The organism is Rosenbergiella nectarea, assembly GCF_900111105.1.
In the GTDB taxonomy this organism is placed as follows: domain Bacteria; phylum Pseudomonadota; class Gammaproteobacteria; order Enterobacterales; family Enterobacteriaceae; genus Rosenbergiella; species Rosenbergiella nectarea.
Map to the genome: position 1 here is coordinate 445012 of NZ_FOGC01000001.1, position 15979 is coordinate 460990.

Consider the following 15979-nt stretch of genomic DNA (forward strand, 5'->3'; position numbering starts at 1 on the left):
AGCTTAATGCAGGGCGCCTTCAACGGCTAATAGAAACATAGGAATAGGAGCCTTAAACTCACTTCCATCCTCATTTCGCATCAGGTAATGGCCTTGCATTGTACCGACTGGGGTCTCAAGCATTGCACCGCTAGTGTACTGGAATCGCTCGCCTACCTGTAAAGTCGGCTGCTTACCGATCACGCCTTCACCTTCCACCTCAGTCTTTTTTTCGTTACCGTCAGTGATAAGCCAATAGCGCTCAAGGAGCTGCATCGGCTGGTCACTGTGGTTCTCTAAAGTAATAGTGTAGGCGAATTGATACTGATTGGCATCCGGCGCCGAGTGCGCCGGAAGATAATGAGTGGTTACGCTAATCGTTAAGGCGGTAGTTTCCGACATTATTCCTCGCGAGTTTGCTGGGGAGGGTGTGCTGATAACCATTGGGCCAGCTGACAGTATTGAGCAACAGTAACATTTTCTGCGCGAAGTGTGCCGCTAATCCCCAGCTGATCGAGGACTTCAGTACTGAACAGATGGCCTAGGCTATTACGTAATGTTTTGCGGCGTTTTCCGAATGCCTCTAAGGTAATACGGCCAAGCACACGCACATCGACCTCAGGATAAGGTGACTGTTGATGAGGGACTAAGCGCACGACTGCCGAATCAACTTTAGGTGGCGGCGTAAAGGCATGGGGAGGGACTTCAAGCACCGGGATGACTTGGCAATAGTATTGTGCCATGACGGTTAAACGGCCGTAGGCTTTACTGTCAGGTCCCGCGACCAAGCGGTTGACCACCTCTTTTTGCAGCATAAAATGCATATCTTTGATGGCTTTGGTGAAGCTAAAAAGATGGAACATCAGAGGCGTCGAGATGTTATAAGGCAAGTTACCGAACACCCTTAAGGACTGTCCTTTTTGCTCAGCCAGTTCGCCAAAGTTAAAGGTCATCGCATCTTGTTGAAAGATAGTCAGTTTAGGACCTAAAAAGGGGTGTGTCTGTAAGCGGGCGGCGAGATCGCGGTCTAACTCGACAACGGTCAGCACATCAAGGTGCTCACCAACCGGTTCGGTAAGGGCGCCTAGGCCTGGCCCAATCTCGACCATGGCATCTTGTTTAGTCGGATGGATGGCGGCAACAATGCTCTCGATGACATAGCTGTCATTCAGGAAGTTTTGTCCAAAACGTTTGCGGGCAAAGTGCCCCTGATGTACGCGATTATTCATTACTACTCTTAATCATAGTGATAGCAAGGCGAAGCGCAGTGATAAAGCTGCCAGTATCCGCCTGGTGTGTACCGGCTAAGTCGAGGGCTGTGCCATGGTCGACTGAAGTCCGGATAAAAGGTAAGCCGAGAGTGATATTCACGGCGCGACCAAACCCTTGATATTTAAGTACGGGGAGGCCTTGGTCGTGATACATGGCCAGCACCGCATCCGCCTGTTGCAAATATTTCGGTTGAAATAGCGTATCAGCAGGAAGGGGACCGCTTAATCTGAAGCCTTTCTGTCGTAATTCAGCTAATACTGGCTCAATCACCTCGATCTCTTCCCGACCCATATGACCATTTTCGCCGGCATGCGGATTCAGTCCACTGACCAGAATGTGAGGATCAGTCAGCCCAAATTTACGGCACAAGTCAGCGTGCAAGATGGTGATCACTTCGCGCAAGCTCTGCTGAGTAATCGCGGCAGAGACATCTTTTAACGGCAGATGGGTTGTGGCGAGGGCCACGCGCAACGCTTCCGTCGCCAGCATCATCACGACTCGGGGGGTTGAAGAACGTTCAGCGAAAAATTCAGTATGGCCGGTAAAAGGGATGCCTGCATCATTGATGACGCCCTTATGGACTGGACCTGTCACCAAAGCATCGAATTCGCCGTGTAAATTCCCATCACAAGCGCGCGCGAGCGAATTCAATACATACTGGCTGTTAGCGGAATTCAGCTCACCAGGTTTTGCCGCGGCAGACAACGGAATAGAACAGAGTGTTAGGCTGCCGGCCGCTTGAGGCTGTGCAGATTCTTGTGGTTGATAGGGGTGCAGGGTAAGGGGTAATCCCAGCACTGCAGCACGTTGTAAGAGTAACGCGCGGTCAGCACAGACAACCAGTTCGACGGGCCAAGCCTGTTGTGCTAACTGCACAATCAGGTCAGGGCCAATCCCGGCGGGCTCACCGGGAGTGATAGCAATACGTGGAGTATTAGCCATTAGAGTCTAAGATTTTAACGTAGGCAGAGGCGCGTTCTTCTTGCATCCAGGTTTGCGCTTCTTCGGCAAACTTACGATTGAAGAGAATGCGGTAAGCTCTGTCTTTCTCTGCTTCATCGGTCTTATCAACTTGGCGAGTCCCTAAGAGTTCAATCAGGTGCCAGCCGAAAGAAGAGCGTACCGGTTGGCTAAGCTTATTCGGTGATAAGTGCATTAATGCATCACGGAAAGCAGGATCGTAGATTGTTGGAGACGCCCAGCCTAAATCGCCGCCTTGGTTAGCCGAACCTGGATCATCAGAGTTTTGGCGCGCTGCATTCGAAAAAGTGGTTTTTCCACTGCGAATATCGGCTGCGATCTGCTCTATCTTCGCGCGTGCTTGGTCATCATTCATGATAGGTGAGGTTTTAACCAAGATATGGCGAGCATGGACTTCAGTCACGGAGACGTTTTTACTTTCGCCACGCATATCATTCACTCTGATAATATGGAAGCCGACGCCGGAACGGATTGGACCAACGATGTCGCCTTTTTGTGAAGTACTTAACGCTTGGCTAAAAAGAGAAGGGAGCTCTTCAATTTTACCCCAACCCATGTTGCCGCCCTTCAGCGCTTCAGGTGACGCAGAATAGGTCACTGCCATCTTACCGAAGTTCGCACCACCACGCAGTTCACCCACTAATTTCTTGGCGAGATCTTCTTCATCATCAACTTGTTGTTGCGTCGGGTTTTCAGGAAGAGGAAGCAAGATCATGCTCAGATTCATCTCGGTGCCCGGGACGTTTTGCGCGGCGACTTGTTTTGCTAATGTATCGACTTCTTGAGGCAGAATCGTGATGCGACTCCGTACTTCGTTATTTCTCACCGCAGCAATCGTCATTTCATGACGGATTTGTGTGCGATAGGTGGCATAGTTCATACCATCGTAGGCTAAACGGCTACGTAACTGGTCGAGCGTCATATGGTTCTGAGCAGCGATATTTTTAATCGCCTCATCGACCTCTTGATCGCTAATGTTCACGCCGGCGCGCTGACCTTGTTGCATGATGATACTATCCATGATCTGACGCTCTAAAATCTGATGGCGCAGCGTGGCATCGTCGGGCAGCTGTTGACCGGCCTGACGAGCTTGGCTCTTGACAGAAGACATCATGTTATCAACATCACTTTCGAGTACTACGCCATTGTTGACAACGGCTGCAACTTTATCAATGACTTGAGGCGCTGCGAAAGCATGACTTGCATTCGCCATTAAAGCGCCCAGCATCAGGAGTTTCCAATTCTTCATACATTTTCCATCGTTAAGACCGCAATGCGGAAATTACCGGTTATCGACTAATGATTAAAACGTTGGCTGATAAGGGATAATTCCCTGAGTCCGCATTTCTGCAGAACCTAAACCGTAGTTCGCCCCTAATCCTCTGAACTCAATATTAAATGAGACCTGATTATCGTACTCACTGGTATTGTTTTGCCAGCCATTGATCTTACGTTCATAACCCAAGCGTATCGCGTAGCAACAAGAGCTATATTGCACGCCAAGCAGCTGCTCAGCGGGCTTACTATTACGTGTATCATAATAGTAGGCACCGACAACAGACCATGCATCAGCAATTGGCCAGCTAGCGGTAGCACCCACTTGCGAAATCCCGTTCTTATAGATTGGGCTAGTGGTATAAATTGAGTTATTCATCGCGCGAGCAATGTATTCAGGGCTACTATAGCGATAGTTCAGTTGTATCACACGGTCACTATCTTGGCGGTATTCAATACCGGCATTACCTTGCGCCACGTTATTTAAGTGGGTGTCATACTGCAAACCCCCACGTAAACCCCATTGGTCAGTCATACGCCAGTAAGTATCACCAGCCCAAATAATACTTCCCGTATCATTATCATCCGACGGGTCACCCGTACGTGAGCGAGTAAACGCGTAGATTTGACCTACGGAAGCGTTGAAACGTTCAACTAAATTTTCATCATAGATACGTGTCGTGACCCCGGTGGCCAGTTGGTTGGTCGAGGCAATACGATCTAATCCGCTATACGTGCGATCGCGGAACAGGCCTGTGTAGTCGGTTTGTAATAGTGTTGAATCGTAAGGGTAGATATTATTTTGGTTACGATAAGGCGTGTAGAGGTATTGAACACGCGGTTCCAACGTTTGGGTGTAGCCTTGCGCCCAATCCATATCCCGATCAAAGACTAATTTACCGTCAACCTTAAATTGTGGCAGCGTCCGGTTTACCGAGCTTTTCAGATTATAATCGCCACCGTTAGGGAGGTCGTTAGCATTTTGCAAGTGCTCTTGCTGGTAGTGAGTCGCCAGCAATTTTGCTTCGGTATTTAAGCTTGCCCAGCCATTGGACAGGGGTAAATCAATAGTCGGTTCGATGTGCAGTCGCGTTGCGCGGGGGAGGCGCGAGTTAGTATTGGTAAAGCGTGCGAACTGACCATAAACGTGGGTATCGAACGGTCCAACATCATTTTGGTAAAGATTAACATCTAACTGCGGTAATGTGCGGTAGATGCTAGTATCCAGCTTATTGAAGGTTTGGAAATCGCGTGTCGACAGGGTGGCGTCCCAATTTTTATCCGCATACCCGAAGCTGAACTTCTGATCGGCATAACCGTCAGTGGAGCTGTAATATTTAGAATCCAGATCGTTAAAATAGTAGCGGTCACTGACTTTGGTGTAGTTAGCATTGAAGCGCCAGTGTTGGTCATAGACCCCACTATGTTGCCAGTAGAATAACCAACGCTTAGAACTATCACCATCGGCGATACCACGGGCATCTTTTTGTTTGTCGTACTGATTATCGGAACCCAGATAGTCGAACTCCATCAGCCCCGCGCCTAACACGGAGAGATAACGGAACTCGTTCTGCAACTGCATACCGCGTTTGCTCATGTAATGCGGCGTAATGGTGGCATCCATCTGTGGCGCGATGTTCCAGTAATAAGGCAACATAAATTCGAAGCCGTTCCTACTGCCATATTTCGCATTAGGGATCAGGAAACCAGACCGACGGCGATCGCCGATTGGTATTTGCAGATAAGGACTATAAAAAATAGGCACTGAGCCGATTTTAAATCTCGCATTCCAGATCTCCGCCACTTCTTCTTGGCGGTCTTCAATAATTTCCGAACCTACAACACTCCAGCTATTGGCATTCGGTAAGCAGGTGGTAAAGCTACCATTTTCTAAAATAGTATAGCGGTTGTTACCGCGTTGCTTCATCTGCGAGCCAGTCCCGCGTCCCTGACGGTCAACCATCTGATAGTTTCCGTCCCACACATTAGTATCTTTAGTGTTTAGATTGGACCAGGCTTTAGGGCCTTTTAAGATAACTTGATTATCGTCGTAGTGAACATTTCCGAGTGCGTCCACCGTACGGGTGGGGGTATTTTGCCCGGCTTGCTGGCGTTGATGGATTTGCACTTGGTCAGCACGCAGTCGGCTATTCCCTTTATTAACATCTACTTTACCATCAAATACCGCATCGTCAGGGTAGTTACCCTTCACACTCTCTGAATGAATAGTGACGGGCTGCGTATTCGGGTCGCTATTGACCAGCGGACGATTATAAGAAGGCACGCCCAGCATACATTGCGACATCAGATCGTCAGCAAGCGAATACTGGCTGTATAGGGCTGATCCAATCATAGTGGCCAGCAATGTAGGTAGTCTTTTATTCATACGCGGTATCTAAGATTCCGTTAGTTCTGGCGAGGGGCCAGCAGTCCGATAAAGAGTAACTTACCGAAAGTATCAGCGCCAGCGATAATCGTGATTAAGCTGGTTTAGCGATAGGCGGTTTAGTAAATGACGGGTATGATAATCGAAAATGAAAACATTAGCATGACGAATTGAGGAGTTTATGCGCTACCGAGGCAAAGTTATTGGTTTTTTATTGGGACTCTTTTCAGGGGTAGGGTTTTGGGGCATCGTCGGCGGCGTACTCCTCGGGCATCTCGTCGATACGGTAATGTCCAATTTTGCTGGAAATTTTAAGGGCACCGCTCACTCACGACAGAATCTATTTTTCATCACGACCTTCCAAGTGATGGGACACTTAACCAAATCTAAAGGCCGCGTCACGGAGGCGGATATCCAGCTGGCGTCAACCATTATGGACCGCATGCAGCTGCAAGGCGCATCCCGCCAACTGGCGCAGCAAGCATTTCGTGAGGGGAAAGAGACCGATTTTCCGTTACGCCAAAAATTACGCGGATTCAGACAGGCGTGTGTTGGACGGGTTGATCTAATTAAGATTTTTCTGGAAATCCAGATTCAGGCGGCACTGGCAGACGGTGAGCTCCATCCGAATGAGCAGCAAGTCTTATATATTATTGCGGAAGAGTTGGGAATTTCTCGTCAGCAGTTTGAACTATTCATCCGCATGATGACCGGTGGAAGCCATTTTGGACAGCAAGGCTACTCGCAACAACAAGGGGGCTTTCGTCAAGCGCCACAAGGGCCGACCCTGCAGGATGCTTGCTCGGTATTAGGAGTCTCCCCAGAGGACGATGCCTTAACCATCAAACGAGCCTATCGCAAATTAATGAGCGAACATCATCCGGATAAGCTGGTGGCCAAAGGATTACCCCCAGAGATGATGACGCTAGCCAAAGAGAAAGCGCAAAAAATTCAATCGGCGTATGAGCTCATCCGCACACAGAAAGGCTTCTAGTTTCCGACGGACAGAGCAGCCTGCAGAGACTAAAACTCTGCAGGCTGTTTAAAGGTCATACTGTTACCGAACACCGGATGGGTAATGGTTAGACGCTCTGCATGGAGCAGTAAGCGTGAAGCTAATGCTTTCGCTTCCGGTGAAGCATAAAAGTTATCACCCAAGATGGGATGTCCCATGGCTAACATGTGTACGCGGAGCTGGTGAGAACGCCCAGTAATAGGTTTCAGCTGGACACGACAGCTCACTGCATCGCGTTCGAGCACTTCCCACTCTGTTTGTGCCGCTTTGCCGGTTTCGAAACACACTTTCTGCTTAGGGCGATTAGGCCAATCGCAAATCAAGGGTAAATCGATTAAGCCTTCATCCGGTAACAGTTGCCCCCATACCTGAGCAATATAGGTCTTAGACGGCTCTCGCTCACGGAATTGGCGTTTCAATTCACGCTCAGCGGCCTTGGTCAAGGCAACCACCATCACACCGCTAGTGGCCATATCAAGGCGATGAACCGACTCGGCGCCAGGAAAGTCACGCTGGATACGCGTCATTATGCTGTCGCGATGTTCCGGTAGACGCCCGGGAACCGACAATAAACCACTCGGTTTATTGACCACAATAATATGCTCATCCTGGTAAAGGATATGTAGCCAAGGTTCAAGGGGCGGGTGGTAAGCTTCCATTTTCTATCCTAGAGGGGGGCGCCCCCCTCACAACGATTACTGATGGGTAACGACGATCAAGCGTAATGCATCTAAACGCCAGTTCGCCTGCGATAAACTTTCGAGAACCTCTTGACGGTTATCGCGTAGCGCATCGATTTCATCTTCACGAATGTTCGGGTTAACGCTTTTTAGCGCTTCCAAACGTTCCAGCTCTGCCGTTAACTGTTTCTCAGCCGTCTTCTGGGCTTCTACAATCACAGCCTGGGCACTGGCGCTCACCGATTGCTCGCCGGTAGTGAGAATTTGATGCACTTCTTGCTGTACCGCATTCACAAGTTTGCTACCAGTGTGACGATTGACCGCATTCAGTTGGCGGTTGAAGCTTTCAAACTCCACCTTGTCGGCCAGATTATTCCCTTTGGTATCCACTAATAGGCGCAATGGTGTTGGCGGCAGGAAGCGAGTCAGTTGGAGGTGTTTTGGCGCTTGTGCTTCAACCACATAGATCAGTTCCAGTAGCAGAGTGCCGACCGGTAAGGCTTTATTTTTTAATAAAGAGAGAGCACAGCTTCCAGTATCACCCGATAAGATCAGGTCCAGACCATTACGAATGAGCGGATGTTCCCAAGTAATAAACTGGGCATCTTCGCGAGACAACGCTTGGTTACGGTTGAAAGTAATCGTACAGCCGTCTTCCGGCAACCCAGGGAAATCGGGTACCAGCATATGATCCGAAGGCGTTAACACTATTAAGTTATCGCTACGGTCTTCTTGGTTAATGCCGACAATATCGAACAGATTCAAGGCAAAGTTAACTAACGCGGTATCGTTATCTTGTGCGGCAATCTCGTCAGCAAGGCGTTCAGCTTTCTCGCCGCCATGGGAATGCAACTCTAATAAGCGGTCACGACCCGATTCCAGCTGTGATTTAAGGTCGTCATGTTGTGCGCGGCACTGCTCGATAAAGGCCTCTAAGCCTTCATCTTTTTCGGGTGCAACTAAGAACTCTAACAGCTGAGTATGCGCACTATCGTAAATCGTCCGACCGGTTGGACAGGTACTTTCGAACGCGTCTAACCCCTCGTGGAACCAGCGTAATAATACGGCTTGTGCCGTATTTTCCAGCCATGGCACCATAATCTCGATATCATGTAATTGTCCAATACGATCTAAACGGCCAATACGTTGTTCTAAAAGATCAGGGTTGAAGGGCAGATCAAACATCACCATTCGGCTGGCGAACTGGAAGTTACGTCCTTCCGAGCCAATCTCTGAACAGAGTAGCACCTGGGCACCTTCTTCTTGCGAAGCAAAGAACGCCGCGGCTTTGTCCCGTTCTATAATCGACAGCCCTTCGTGGAATACGGCTGCACGGATCCCCTCGCGCTCACGCAATACTTGCTCCAACTGTAGCGCAGTCGCGGCTTTTGCACAGATGACGAGGACTTTCTCTTTACGGTGTTCCAGCAGATAGTTGATCAACCATTCCACACGAGGATCAAACGCCCACCAGGTTCCGTTATCCCCTTCGAACTCTTGGTAAATTTGCTCAGGGTAGAGTAAGTCACGCGCTCGCTCATCTTTACTCTTACGAGCCGACATAATGCCAGACACTTTAATTGCCGTTTGGTATTGGCTTGGCAGCGGCAAACGCACGGCATGTAACGCGCGTTTCGGGAAGCCTTGCACCCCTTGACGGGTATTACGGAATAGGACTCGGCTGGTGCCATGGCGGTCGGTTAACATCTCAACGAGTTGCTGGCGAGCCACCAGACGTTCGTCGCTATCACTGTTCGCTTGCAGGATCAGCGGCCGAATATCTTGTTCTTTAATCAACCCATTAATGACGGCGATTTGCTGATCGGCTAAAGGCTCTTCGGCCAACAGGCTGGCCACTGCCTCAGCAACGGGTTGGAAGTGACGTTGTTCCTCGACGAAGGCCTCGAAATCATGGAAGCGATTGGCATCGAGCAGACGCAGGCGGGCAAAGTGACTTTGCATGCCTAGCTGTTCTGGGGTAGCGGTTAATAGCAAGACGCCAGGCACGACGTCGGCCAGTTTTTCAATGACTTGATATTCACGGCCAGGTTTACCCTCGGCCCATGAGAGGTGATGGGCTTCATCGACCACCATCAAGTCCCAGTCGGCTTCCAGCATATCTTCTAAACGCTGCTTGTTTTTGCACACGAAATCCAGTGAGCAGATCACCAATTGTTCGGTGAAAAAAGGGTTAGTGCTATCGAAGCGTGCTTCGTTATACCGCTCATCGTCAAATAGCGCAAAGTGGAGGGTAAAGCGGCGTAACATTTCAACCAGCCACTGATGTTGCAGTGTCTCGGGAACGATGATTAATACCCGTTCAGCACGCCCAGCTAGCAGTTGCTGTTGGATAATCATGCCTGCTTCAATGGTTTTACCTAATCCGACTTCGTCAGCCAGTAGCACGCGGGGGGCATGACGACGGCCCACGTCTTGAGCGATATGCAGCTGGTGGGGGATCAAGTTAGTGCGCATTCCGCGCATCCCACTGGTCGGTAAACGGTATTGCTCACTTTGGTATTTTCTTGCGCGGTAACGTAGCGCGAACCGATCCATCCGGTCCAACTGTCCGGCAAACAGGCGATCCTGCGGCTTACTGAAGATCAGTTTACTGCCTAACATGACTTCGCGTAACACCACATCCGTTTCTTGGGTATCGCTGCGCGTACCAATATAGGCTATCAGGCCATTTTCATCGCGAACCTCGTCAACCACTAACTGCCAACCCTCGTGGCTAGTGATGGTATCGCCCGGGTTAAACATCACGCGAGTAATGGGAGAATCATTGCGGGCATAAAGTCGGTTTTCGCCGGTGGCTGGGAAAAGTAAGGTCACCATGCGCGCATCGATTGCCACAACGGTTCCCAGTCCAAGTTCACTTTCTGTATCACTAATCCAGCGCTGACCAAGTGTAAAAGGCATAAATTTTGCTCGATTCTCTTAATTATAGGGATGTATGGATTCACGGATAACGGGCCGAACACTGTTCTCCACCCTGGTGGTGCGAGAAGGCCTGGTTATTTTGAAGGGCGCTATGGTACTGGAAGGCAGAGGATTCGTCACCTATCAAAATAGTCCTAGTTGCCCGGTCATGACATTTTCAAAATTACCGCCAACAAAACCGAGAATACCTTCTGCGACAGGCTGCAATTGCTTGGTTAAGTAGTGAGTATAGTCGAGGGGCGCGGTCATTGCTGTCATGGGCTCTGGACCTGCGAGTGTGATGACATAACGAATGGAGCTCCCCCGGCGGAAGCTCGATTTTTGCCCTTGAGCGAGGGCCGCCTGTTCAGCAAGACGGGCTGCACGCACATGGGGCGGGATATTTTTTTCGTAGTCGGCAAGTGGGCGACGTAAGCGTTTTTTATAGACTAACTGATCATCTAGCTCACCCGCGAGGAGTTGTTGCACAGTATGTTGCACGTACTCTTCCCAAGGTTGATCACGAAAAATAAGTCCATAAAGTGTCTGCTGAAACTGTTGAGCAAGCGGTGTCCAATCAGTGCGTACCGTCTCAAGCCCTTTAAACACTAAACGTTCCTCGCCGTTGTCGATCACTAAGCCGGCATAGCGTTTCTTGCTACCTTGTTCAGCGCCACGAATAGTCGGCATCAGGAAACGACTAAAATGGCGCTCGTACTCAATTTCTAAGGCACTCTCTACCCCGAGTTGCTGCGGCAATGTCTGCTGCCACCATTGGTTGATCATGGCCACTAACTGCTGACCAATCGTATCAGCCTGCTGCGGATCGCAGTCTTCACCCAGGGAGATAAACGTGGAGTCGGTATCCCCGTAAATGACGGTATAGCCTTGTTGTTCAATCAGTTGTCGGCTTTGCTGCATGATGTCATGACCCCGTAAAGTAATTGATGAGGCAAGACGCGGATCGAAAAACCGGCAGGAGGGCGTGCCGAGAACACCGTAAAAAGCATTCATAATAATCTTCAATGCCTGCGATAGCGGAGCATTGTTCTCGCGCTTGGCTTTTTCACGCCCCTGCCAGATCTGTTCGACAATCGCCGGTAAACAATGCACCGTCCGTGAAAACTGTGCAGAGAGGTAGCCCGGCAAGGCACGGTCAGGATCGGCCAAACCGACGATTAAGCCTACCGGGTCGATTAAAAAGGTGCGAATGATCGAGGGATAGAGGCTTTTATAATCCAACACAATCACCGAACGGTAGAGGCCGGGCTGTGAATCCATCACAAATCCCCCTGGACTCTGTTGCGGCGCAATATCACCGAGGTTAGGCGCGACAAATCCTAAACGATGCATGCGCGGCAGATAGAGATGGGTAAACGCGGCGATCGACCCGCCGTGACGATCGGCAGGAAGCCCGTTGGTACTGGCGCGTTCAAGTAGAAAGGCCATTAATTCGGTTTTTTGAAAGATACGGGTGACGAGTTCGCAGTCTTTTAAGTTATAGCGGGCGAGGGCCACTTTATCTTGCCGAAAGCGCTGATTGATCTCTGCCATTCTATCGTGTGGTGTGGCGCTATCTTTTCCTTCCCCAAGTAAATGTTGGGAGACATTTTCCAGACTAAAAGAGGGGAAATCCCAAAATGCTGATTTTAATGCATCGATACCATCGATAATCCAACGCCCGGCTGCCTGTGCGCTGAAGACTCCTGGTTTAAAGCCGTGCTCTTGCCAGACTAACAGTCCACCGCCACGACCTAGCTTGAGTGGTAGGTCGAAACGTTCGGCCTCGCGATGCAAGATACGTAGATCGAATTGAATAACGTTCCATCCGATAAGGACATCTGGATCGTGCATAGCCATCCACTGATTGAGGGCATGGATTAGGTCTCGCGGGTGGGAAACATAGGTCAGGGTAAAATCGGGCTGTGCATCGCTCGGCGTAGGGGGACCCAGCATATATACTTGCCGCTGTCCGCAACCCTCTAAGCCAATACAGTACAGTTCGCCACGCTCGTTGGTTTCAATATCCAGCGAGACCCATTTAAGCGTTGGCCGGTAATCAGGATAAGGTTTTAGCCGGGCTGGCTCCTTTGTTGAGCCATGCTCTATCCAGACGGGAGCGGTAATAAAGCGCTCCATCATATAACGGTCGGTGGGGCGAATATCCGCCTCATAGAGAGGGATAGCCGCCTGTGCGAAGTGTTGAGTAATGGCTTTGAGCGAGCGTTGCTGGCTAAGATAAAGCGTCGTTTGCGGGCGTTGCGAAAAATCTGTTAGCGCTGAATCGTGCAGGGTAATGCCTTGATATTCAGCCAGTAGGGTTTCTACCTGATTACGATATTCGGTTGGGAAAAAGGCCGTCGCCCGCTGTAAAGGAACAGTGACGGAGCGTGGGCCTTGATCGGTTGCCAGCCAAAAAGAGACTTCAATCCCCCGAGGAGCATCGCGCCAATGACGAGTTAAGATAAAACCGGCCGAAATCGTCTCCACATCGCTTCCTTAACATTAAGCATTCTGTAAACAGTATAAGCTACCTTGATAGGGTTAATAGAATTTTAGTGGGTCGACTTAATTATCAATCGGTCAGGGCAAAGAATTACATCGCTATTTTTTGAACTAAGGTCATAGCCAAAGCATTTTTTTCGCAAAAAGAGACGCTTTCCTTCATCACGTTAATGTTGAGAAGGAAAGCGTCAGTCAATATATAAGATTATTTAATGGTTTTAGCGCCGGTTAAGGCACGGAAGGCAGTGTTTCGTAATTTTGCACTTTTTCATTAAAATCATAGACGTCGTGCCTAACATGACAATCATCGTCTGATAACATGTTACAACGATTGGTGATCGACTTATCCTCGATATTAAGCCACTCTGAAAATGTGGTCAAAAAATCGAGCGCGCTTCTAGGTTGACTAACGACAGAACGTTCTGTTGAATCACTATTTATTATGAAAAAAGGGACTTGGTAATTTTCTTTCGTCTTGTCTCCATGGGTCAGATAAGCGCTAGCCGAGTTTCTATCAACATATGATAAACCATGATCAGAGAAATACATCATAGTCCAATTGTCAGTATGCCTTTTCACTATTGCAGCGGTTTTGCTCAAAAAAGTGTCAGTCATTCCAATTGATTTTACGTAACAAGATAATTCCTTTGAACCGACGTTAATATCAAATAGACCCTGTGTTCTGTCACAAGCTCGAGGGTGAGATCCCATTAAATGCAGAATAATAAGTTTATCACTGGCAGGATTATTCAATGCATCTTCGAGATGGGGTAATAAGTTTTCGTCGAAAGATGAAGAGCTATAATCTGCTTTACCTGGGTTGATAAAAACAGTGTGATTGGCGCTTTTTGCTATTCGTGCAATGGGAGAATCGGAATGGCTTTTAACTCCTTGATTTGATAGCCACCAAGTTTCAAATCCACTCTTTTCTGCAAGTGTAACGATACTATTATTGAGCTGTTTCTCTTTGTTTTGCTTGAATACTAATGTATTGGTTAGGGAGATGACTGTTGCGGGTCCAGCAGATATATAATTAGTAAAAATCGTCGCAGGAACCTGATCCAACCAAGGTGTATTATCGAATTTACCCCCGAAGGAGTGAAGATAATCGCGGCGTACACTTTCACCTACAATTAAGAGATAGGTATGATACTGTCTCTTTTTGACTATCGGCGCCCAAATGGGCTTGTTTTGCATAATTGCTGCATAGCTTTGGTTTTGTTTAGTCACAGTATAGTAAGCTGAGCTTAACTCACTGACAAAGCGATATGCAGGAAGATCAATTCTATTTTTTTTGATTAGCCCTACAGCAACAATGGCAAGGAAAGCAATTATAAATGAATAGAACACCCTTCTAGGTATTTTATGGCTGGGCGATTTTTTTTCTGTGACTAAAAAAAGGCCTAACAACAAAACGATCAAGGATAAGATAAAAATGTAAAAAGGAGTTTGCTTTATAAAGCCGATACTCTCTTCAGGTGTGGTGTATAAAAAAGAACCAACAACATTAACATCAGGTGGACCATAAATAACACCAGTTGGTGCATAAATGAAACCTACTATTGAGTAGATGACTATTAGGGTTTTATACAGGGCTGGGCTTAGGATAGGAAGGAGCTTAAATCCTAAGTATAATCCTAGTAGGGAAAGTATATTTATTCTATAACCTAGCGCTATATTAAGTAATATCATCCAGAGTAGAAGAAAGAAATCCCATCTAGATAAAACGGGCTTTAATCCAGAAGTGGTATCGTATCCAAAATATCCTTTCAACCTTATCTCCCTATTCAAATAGAAAAGAATAATTTTTTTGAGATAATAATCTATTTCTTGGCTTGTTGGTAGGTAGAGGCTAATTTTCGCACGTCAATTTCTATTTAAATGGTGAATGAACCTAGGCTAATTAAATTTTTTATCGGCCGTTAAAATGTTACAAAAACGACTCTTTACTATCAACTTCACTATTCCGATAAGTTATCGATTAACTATTGACGTCGCATCGATTTAAGAATTTGAATTCTATTGGCATAACTAAGCAGGGGCAAATAGCGGAGAGTGGGGAGCCTTTAATTTTAGAGGTGCAATAAGTAGAATCAGGTACTACGCTGAATGTGGTTGTGACTGTTCCCTAATCTGTATTCAGGCGCCGCCCACACTCTTAATATTTCCTCACTCGACGCTAAACGTATCGATAGATCGTGACGGCCATTTTTTATCGATCGGGTATAGTTCTCGCTTACTGGATATGAATACAGGCTGGAGGATTGAACCTTGCGTAGCATTTTTTTTCTTTTACTACTGTTAGTGGCCGAGAACTGTCAGGCAGAGCGTACGTTTGTTTTCTTTCGTCATGCAGAAAAACAGATGAATTTTAGTGGGCAACTCTCTTGCCAAGGATTGAATCGCGCGTTGCGGTTACCCGAAGTGCTGGTACCTCGCTATGGAAAACCTGACGAACTGTACGCCTCTGCACCGATTGAGGAGAAAGAGGGCAGTTCTATACGTGCGGTGGCGACACTGATGCCCATCGCCATTCAGACCTCCGAGAGTATCGGGTTACAATTTCATGCTCGCGATACGCATGCCTTGGTCAGCCGATTATTAGCCAGCGATAATCACCAAGTGACCTATATTGCTTGGGAGCATGATCACTTAGTTGACGCGGTGAAAGAGCTGGTGTCAAGCACAGGGGGGGAAAGCGCACAGATCCCCTCCATTTCGCCTTTTGATTATGATTCCATCTATTTGGTTAAGCTCGATAAGCACCTTCGTTTCAAGTCGTTTACACTTGAAAAAGAGGGATTAAATCAATTACCGACTCAGTGTGTAAACCCTATTGAGTCGTAGTAACGCGTAAAAGTGGAACACGGCTTGCTGAGCTGTCAGCGATTTTGTTTCGGAGTGTTTTAATATCGGTAACTTTACTTGACGAAGTCGGTACAGACCGCAACAATCCGAGCTCGA

Annotated in this window: 11 protein-coding genes; 2 read left to right on the forward strand and 9 right to left on the reverse strand. The window is 48.1% G+C overall.

All coding sequences use genetic code 11. From position 1 onward, the window contains the following. Window positions 1-3: 3 nt before the first annotated feature. Genes apaG through lptD form a run of 5 tightly spaced genes read right to left on the reverse strand, consistent with a single transcriptional unit; the run spans window position 4 to window position 5893 of the window. The gene (gene apaG / locus BMX14_RS02115) at window positions 4-381 is read right to left on the reverse strand and encodes a Co2+/Mg2+ efflux protein ApaG (RefSeq protein ID WP_092672024.1); all 378 of its coding nucleotides are present in this window, start codon (window positions 379-381) and stop codon (window positions 4-6) included. Further along, window positions 381-1208 (reverse strand): 16S rRNA (adenine(1518)-N(6)/adenine(1519)-N(6))-dimethyltransferase RsmA, encoded by an 828-nt coding sequence (gene rsmA, locus BMX14_RS02120; RefSeq protein WP_092672027.1) that lies wholly within the window; start codon window positions 1206-1208, stop codon window positions 381-383. The genes apaG and rsmA overlap by 1 nt, the downstream gene beginning before the upstream one ends. Further along, window positions 1201-2193, reverse strand: a complete 993-nt coding sequence (gene pdxA, locus BMX14_RS02125; protein ID WP_092672030.1) for a 4-hydroxythreonine-4-phosphate dehydrogenase PdxA — start codon at window positions 2191-2193, stop codon at window positions 1201-1203. The genes rsmA and pdxA overlap by 8 nt, the downstream gene beginning before the upstream one ends. Beyond that, complete coding sequence (gene surA / locus BMX14_RS02130) at window positions 2186-3481, reverse strand: peptidylprolyl isomerase SurA (protein WP_092672033.1); 1296 nt, start codon at window positions 3479-3481, stop codon at window positions 2186-2188. Before surA ends, pdxA begins: the two co-directional genes overlap by 8 nt. Window positions 3482-3535: 54 nt before the next feature. Next, window positions 3536-5893, reverse strand: a complete 2358-nt coding sequence (gene lptD / locus BMX14_RS02135; protein WP_092672037.1) for an LPS assembly protein LptD — start codon at window positions 5891-5893, stop codon at window positions 3536-3538. 181 nt (window positions 5894-6074) lie between these two features. On the opposite strand from lptD, the gene djlA reads away from it, so the two are divergent. Beyond that, window positions 6075-6887 carry a co-chaperone DjlA gene (gene djlA / locus BMX14_RS02140; RefSeq protein WP_092672040.1) on the forward strand — a complete coding sequence of 271 codons (813 nt, stop codon included), beginning with the start codon at window positions 6075-6077 and terminating at the stop codon, window positions 6885-6887. Window positions 6888-6916: 29 nt separating this feature from the next. On the opposite strand, the gene rluA is transcribed toward djlA, so the two are convergent. From rluA to BMX14_RS02160, 4 genes are all read right to left on the reverse strand, one after another. Continuing rightward, entirely contained in the window at window positions 6917-7567 is a 651-nt protein-coding gene (gene rluA / locus BMX14_RS02145) for a bifunctional tRNA pseudouridine(32) synthase/23S rRNA pseudouridine(746) synthase RluA (protein WP_092672043.1), read from the reverse strand. Between the two features lie 36 nt (window positions 7568-7603). After that, window positions 7604-10510 carry an RNA polymerase-associated protein RapA gene (gene rapA / locus BMX14_RS02150; protein ID WP_092672046.1) on the reverse strand — a complete coding sequence of 969 codons (2907 nt, stop codon included), beginning with the start codon at window positions 10508-10510 and terminating at the stop codon, window positions 7604-7606. 144 nt (window positions 10511-10654) lie between these two features. After that, complete coding sequence (locus BMX14_RS02155; RefSeq protein WP_092672049.1) at window positions 10655-13000, reverse strand: DNA polymerase II; 2346 nt, start codon at window positions 12998-13000, stop codon at window positions 10655-10657. 243 nt (window positions 13001-13243) lie between these two features. Continuing rightward, window positions 13244-14788: a phosphoethanolamine transferase gene (locus tag BMX14_RS02160; RefSeq protein ID WP_092672052.1), complete on the reverse strand. Its 1545-nt coding sequence runs from the start codon at window positions 14786-14788 to the stop codon at window positions 13244-13246. Window positions 14789-15286: 498 nt separating this feature from the next. On the opposite strand from BMX14_RS02160, the gene BMX14_RS02165 reads away from it, so the two are divergent. Further along, window positions 15287-15862 carry a histidine phosphatase family protein gene (locus BMX14_RS02165; protein WP_092672055.1) on the forward strand — a complete coding sequence of 192 codons (576 nt, stop codon included), beginning with the start codon at window positions 15287-15289 and terminating at the stop codon, window positions 15860-15862. The last annotated feature ends 117 nt before the right edge of the window (window positions 15863-15979 follow it).

Bases quoted from the DNA above. Each gene is read 5' to 3' on its own strand.
- rapA (WP_092672046.1), bottom strand. From the start codon at position 10,510: ATGCCTTTTACACTTGGTCAGCGCTGGATTAGTGATACAGAAAGTGAA.
- lptD (WP_092672037.1), bottom strand. From the start codon at position 5,893: ATGAATAAAAGACTACCTACATTGCTGGCCACTATGATTGGATCAGCC.
- apaG (WP_092672024.1), bottom strand. From the start codon at position 381: ATGTCGGAAACTACCGCCTTAACGATTAGCGTAACCACTCATTATCTT.
- djlA (WP_092672040.1), top strand. From the start codon at position 6,075: ATGCGCTACCGAGGCAAAGTTATTGGTTTTTTATTGGGACTCTTTTCA.
- rsmA (WP_092672027.1), bottom strand. From the start codon at position 1,208: ATGAATAATCGCGTACATCAGGGGCACTTTGCCCGCAAACGTTTTGGA.
- surA (WP_092672033.1), bottom strand. From the start codon at position 3,481: ATGAAGAATTGGAAACTCCTGATGCTGGGCGCTTTAATGGCGAATGCA.
- pdxA (WP_092672030.1), bottom strand. From the start codon at position 2,193: ATGGCTAATACTCCACGTATTGCTATCACTCCCGGTGAGCCCGCCGGG.
- rluA (WP_092672043.1), bottom strand. From the start codon at position 7,567: ATGGAAGCTTACCACCCGCCCCTTGAACCTTGGCTACATATCCTTTAC.